Raw genomic sequence first — 5,362 nt, forward strand, 5'->3', positions numbered from 1 at the left:
GTAGGCAAGCCCCGAGCAGCCGGTCGTCTTGACCCCCAGACGCACGCCCAGCCCCTTGCCACGGCGGGCAAGGTAGCGGTTGACGTGCCGGGCTGCAGCTTCTGTCAGCGTAATGGCCATGTCTCTCGATCTATCTGTCAAACAATCAGGCGGCAGTGGCCGTGGCGGCGTGCTTGGTCTTGTAGTCCAGCACAGCTGCCTTGATGGCATCTTCCGCCAGGATGGAGCAGTGGATCTTGACGGGCGGCAAGGCCAGCTCTTCGGCGATCTCGCTGTTCTTGAGCGCTGCGGCTTCGTCCAGCGTCTTGCCCTTGACCCACTCGGTCACCAGCGACGAGGAGGCAATCGCCGAGCCACAGCCGTAGGTCTTGAAGCGGGCGTCTTCGATCACGCCGGTTTCAGGGTTCACCTTGATCTGCAGCTTCATCACGTCGCCGCAGGCAGGCGCGCCCACCATACCGGTGCCCACCGAATCGTCACCCTTGTCGAACGAACCCACGTTGCGGGGGTTCTCGTAATGGTCAACCACTTTGTCTGAATAAGCCATGATGTGTACCTCTTCAATACGTCCAGAATTTGTGCGGAATCAGTGAGCAGCCCACTGGATGGTGCTGATGTCGATGCCGTCCTTGTACATCTCCCACAGCGGGCTCAGTTCGCGCAGGCGGGCCACGTTCTCGCGAATGGTGGAGATGGCGTAGTCAATCTCTTCCTCGGTCGTGAAACGGCCGATGGTCATGCGCAGGCTGCTGTGGGCCAGCTCGTCGCTGCGGCCCAAAGCGCGCAGCACATAGCTGGGCTCCAGGCTGGCAGAGGTGCAGGCCGAGCCCGAAGACACCGCCAGGCCCTTGATACCCATGATGAGCGATTCGCCTTCGACGAAATTGAAGCTCATGTTCAGGTTCTGCGGCACACGACGCTCCAGGCTGCCGTTGATGTAGACCTGCTCGATGTCCTTGAGGCCGTCGAGCAAACGCTGCTGCAGGGCCTTGGCCTTGGCGTTGCTGTCGGCCATTTCTTCCTTGGCGATGCGGAAAGCCTCGCCCATGCCCACGATCTGGTGCGTGGGCAAGGTGCCCGAACGCATGCCGCGTTCATGGCCGCCACCGTGCATCTGGGCTTCCAGCCGCACGCGGGGCTTGCGGCGCACGTACAGCGCACCGATGCCTTTGGGGCCGTAGGTCTTGTGGGCGGTCATGCTCATCAGATCGATGGGCAGCACGTTCATGTCGATCTCGACACGGCCCGTCGCCTGGGCGGCATCCACATGCAGCAGGATGCCCTTCTCACGGCACAGGGCGCCAATGGCGGGGATGTCCTGGATCACACCGATTTCGTTGTTCACGAAGAGGATGCTGATCAGCACGGTGTCTGGACGGATGGCAGCCTTCAGGGCATCCATGTTGACCAAGCCGTCTTCCTGCACGTCCAGATAGGTGGCTTCAAAGCCTTGGCGCTCCAGTTCGCGCATGGTGTCCAGCACGGCCTTGTGCTCGGTCTTGAGCGTGATGAGGTGTTTGCCCTTGCCTTTGTAGAAATGCGCAGCGCCCTTCAAGGCCAGGTTGATGGACTCGGTCGCACCACTGGTCCATACGATTTCGCGAGGGTCGGCACCGATCAGGTCGGCCACTTGCACACGCGCTTTTTCCACCGCCTCTTCGGCCTCCCAGCCCCATGCGTGGCTGCGCGACGCCGGGTTGCCAAAGTGCTCACGCAACCAGGGAATCATGGCGTCCACCACGCGGGGGTCTACCGGGGTCGTGGCGCCATAGTCGAGATAGATGGGAAAGTGCGGGGTCATGTCCATGGCTGGCTCAGTAAAAGGTTCTGGCTGGCAAACAGAAGAGGCAGAACAAACAAGAAAACGATTACAACGCGGTCAGGGCAGTGCCGACCCCAGGGCCAGCACGGCGCACCAAGCATCAGGATTTGGCGAAGACGTTACCCAGTGCGAACACCGAATTGGGGGCGTTCACGCGGATGGGCTTGACCACCGGCGTCGTGGAGATGGCGCGGCGAACCACAGGCTTGTCTTCGATCTGCACGCCCTTGGCGAGCTGCTCGTCCACCAGCTTTTGCAGGGTGACCGAGTCCAGAAACTCCACCATGCGCTGGTTCAGCGAGGCCCACAGTTCATGCGTCATGCAACGGCCGGCTTCACCCAGGCAGTTTTCCTTGCCACCACACTGCGTGGCGTCGATGGGTTCATCCACCGAAACGATGATGTCGGCCACCGTGATGTCGCCTGCCTTGCGGGCCAGCGTATAACCGCCGCCGGGGCCACGGGTGGATTCCACCAGTTCATGGCGGCGCAGCTTGCCAAAGAGTTGCTCCAGGTACGACAGCGAAATCTGCTGGCGCTGGCTGATGGCAGCCAGCGTGACGGGGCCGTTGTTCTGGCGCAGGGCCAGGTCAATCATGGCGGTGACCGCAAAACGGCCTTTGGTTGTGAGACGCATCGCAAGCTCCTTGTGCTAAGGCTTGTTCGTTGAAGAAACCGCCTGCGCTGACTGTTTGCCAGCGAGGCACCGTCTCCGCCCCTTACTCCGCCCAGTCACCTGCTGCGGAGCCCTTCATCGTTGGGCTGTTTTGTTGAGTGTTTTGTGCGAGTATAGCACAAATCCCTATTGATTCTGTCGGGTTAAAAAACCAAATAGTTATTAATCGACTCAATAGTATTTTCTCATCGCATTCCCAATCGCAATCCCTTTTACAAGGCCACGGAATCGCTGCCGTGCGCACCAAAGGCCTGGTCCTTGAGCCGAGTGAGCTGGTCGCGCACCCGGGCCGCCTGCTCGAACTCCAGATTGCGAGCATGTTCCAGCATGAGCTTTTCCAGGCGCTTGATCTCGCGTGCCACGTCTTTCTCGGACATGTCCTCCACCTGCGCCCGCTGCAACGCTTCCTGCTCCAGGCGCTCGGCGTCCTTGCCGGCTTTTTCGCTGTACACGCCGTCAATCAGGTCTCTTACCCGCTTGACAATGCTGCGCGGCGTGATCCCGTTGGCCTCGTTGTATGCGATCTGCTTGATGCGCCGGCGTTCCGTCTCACCCATGGCTTTTTTCATGGAGTCGGTGATGCGGTCGGCGTACAGGATGGCATGGCCGTTCAAGTTGCGCGCTGCACGGCCAATGGTCTGTATCAGGCTGCGCTCGGCGCGCAAGAAGCCCTCCTTGTCCGCATCGAGGATCGCCACGAGTGACACCTCAGGAATGTCCAGCCCCTCGCGCAGCAGGTTGATGCCCACCAGCACGTCAAACGCCCCCAGGCGCAGGTCACGGATGATCTCCACCCGCTCCACGGTGTCCACATCGCTGTGCAGGTAGCGCACCTTGACACCGTTGTCGGTGAGATAGTCGGTCAACTGCTCGGCCATGCGCTTGGTCAACGTGGTAATGAGTACGCGCTCATGCTTTTCTACACGAATGCGTATTTCTTGTAGCACGTCATCCACCTGATGGGTGGCTGGACGAACTTCCACCACCGGGTCCACCAAGCCCGTGGGGCGCACTACCTGATCCACCACCTGGCCGGCATGGGTCTTTTCGTAGTCGGCGGGCGTGGCCGATACAAAGATCACCTGCCGCATACGTTGCTCAAACTCCTCGAACTTGAGCGGTCGGTTGTCCAGGGCCGAAGGCAGGCGAAAACCATATTCGACCAGCGTGGTCTTGCGCGAGCGGTCGCCGCTGTACATCGCGTTGAGCTGGCCGATCATCTGGTGGCTTTCGTCCAGAAACATGATCGCGTCTTTGGGCATGTAGTCGGTCAGCGTGCTGGGCGGATCGCCCGGCGCCGCGCCCGACAGGTGGCGCGTGTAGTTCTCGATGCCTTTGCAGTGGCCCACTTCGCTCAGCATTTCCAGATCAAATCGCGTGCGCTGCTCCAGCCGCTGCGCTTCGACCAGCTTGCCGTCAGCCACCAGCTGCTGCAGGCGTTCGGCCAGTTCCAGCTTGATGGTCTCAACCGCCGCCAGCACCTTGTCGCGCGGCGTCACGTAGTGACTGCTGGGGTACACGGTAAAACGCGGGATCTTCTGCTTGACGCGGCCCGTGAGCGGGTCGAACAGCTGCAGGCTCTCAATCTCGTCGTCAAACAGCTCAATGCGAATCGCCAGCTCGGAGTGTTCGGCCGGGAACACATCGATGGTGTCGCCCCGCACACGGAACTTGCCCCGCGAAAAGTCCGCCTCGTTGCGCTGGTACTGCATGCGGATCAACTGAGCGATCACGTCCCGCTGCCCCAGCTTGTCCCCCACCCGCAGCGTCATCACCATGCGGTGGTAGCTCTCGGGCTCGCCAATGCCGTAGATGGCCGACACAGTGGCCACGATCACCACATCGCGCCGCTCCATCAGGCTCTTGGTGCAAGACAGCCGCATCTGCTCGATGTGCTCGTTGATCGCGCTGTCCTTCTCGATGAACAGGTCGCGCTGCGGCACGTAGGCCTCTGGCTGGTAGTAGTCGTAGTAGCTGACGAAATATTCCACGGCGTTCTTGGGGAAGAACTCGCGGAACTCGCTGTACAGCTGCGCGGCCAGTGTCTTGTTGGGCGCAAAGATGATGGCGGGGCGGCCCATGCGCGCGATCACGTTGGCCATGGTGAAGGTCTTGCCCGATCCCGTCACACCCAGCAGCGTCTGGAAGGTTTCCCCATCATTCAGCCCCTCCACCAGCTTGTTGATGGCCTCGGGCTGGTCGCCCGCCGGTGGGTACGGCTGGAACAGTTCAAACGGGGAATCGGGGAAGCGGACGAACTCGCCGTCTTGCTTTTCAGTTATGACTTCTGTGATATCCGGCATGGGGGCGGTCAACGGGTGGTGAAGGCGGGCCGTTAAAATCGCCCGAACCCGGCACAGTACACCACGCCCGGATTCTTCGCTACTGACAACCTTTCAAGGATTTTCATGTCTCTGTTCACCGCCGTCGAAATGGCCCCCCGCGACCCCATCCTGGGCCTCAACGAGCAATTCAACGCCGACACCAACCCCAACAAGGTCAACCTGGGCGTCGGCGTTTATTTCGACGACAACGGCAAGCTGCCCCTGCTGCAATGTGTGCAGGCCGCAGAAAAGACCATGATGTCCACCCCCACGGCCCGTGGCTACCTGCCCATCGACGGCATCGTGGCGTACGACAACGCCGTCAAGAGCCTGGTGTTCGGCGCTGAGAGCGAACCCGTGAAGTCTGGCCGCGTAGCCACCGTGCAGGCCATCGGCGGCACCGGCGGCCTCAAGATCGGTGCCGACTTCCTGAAGAAGGTCAGCCCCAACGCCAAGGTGCTGATCTCCGACCCCAGCTGGGAAAACCACCGCGCGCTGTTCACTAACGCCGGTTTTGAAGTCGATACCTACGCCTACTAC

Annotated in this window: 5 protein-coding genes and 1 pseudogene; 1 reads left to right on the forward strand and 5 read right to left on the reverse strand. The window is 60.9% G+C overall.

Going from position 1 to position 5,362, the window contains the following annotated elements:
- The 5 genes and pseudogenes from iscA to uvrB form a co-directional block, all read right to left on the reverse strand.
- Positions 1-120 (reverse strand): annotated as a pseudogene (gene iscA / locus DBR23_RS31075) (iron-sulfur cluster assembly protein IscA); the annotation flags it as partial.
- A 25-nt stretch (positions 121-145) separates the two neighbouring features.
- Positions 146-547: a Fe-S cluster assembly scaffold IscU gene (iscU, locus tag DBR23_RS18710; RefSeq protein ID WP_056744672.1), complete on the reverse strand. Its 402-nt coding sequence runs from the start codon at positions 545-547 to the stop codon at positions 146-148.
- Positions 548-586: 39 nt separating this feature from the next.
- Positions 587-1,807 (reverse strand): IscS subfamily cysteine desulfurase, encoded by a 1,221-nt coding sequence (locus tag DBR23_RS18715; protein WP_108499213.1) that lies wholly within the window; start codon positions 1,805-1,807, stop codon positions 587-589.
- Between the two features lie 115 nt (positions 1,808-1,922).
- A complete protein-coding gene (gene iscR / locus DBR23_RS18720) occupies positions 1,923-2,459 on the reverse strand; it encodes a Fe-S cluster assembly transcriptional regulator IscR (protein ID WP_015013980.1) in 537 nt (178 codons plus the stop codon).
- A 251-nt stretch (positions 2,460-2,710) separates the two neighbouring features.
- Positions 2,711-4,801, reverse strand: a complete 2,091-nt coding sequence (gene uvrB, locus DBR23_RS18725) for an excinuclease ABC subunit UvrB (protein ID WP_099730352.1) — start codon at positions 4,799-4,801, stop codon at positions 2,711-2,713.
- Positions 4,802-4,906: 105 nt separating this feature from the next.
- Between uvrB and DBR23_RS31080 the strand changes: the two genes are divergently transcribed.
- Positions 4,907-5,362 (forward strand): aminotransferase class I/II-fold pyridoxal phosphate-dependent enzyme (locus DBR23_RS31080; RefSeq protein ID WP_233250555.1); only part of this gene is annotated, 456 nt, incomplete at its 3' end.

Source organism: Acidovorax sp. HMWF018, assembly GCF_003061035.1.
GTDB classification, from domain to species: domain Bacteria; phylum Pseudomonadota; class Gammaproteobacteria; order Burkholderiales; family Burkholderiaceae_C; genus Acidovorax; species Acidovorax delafieldii.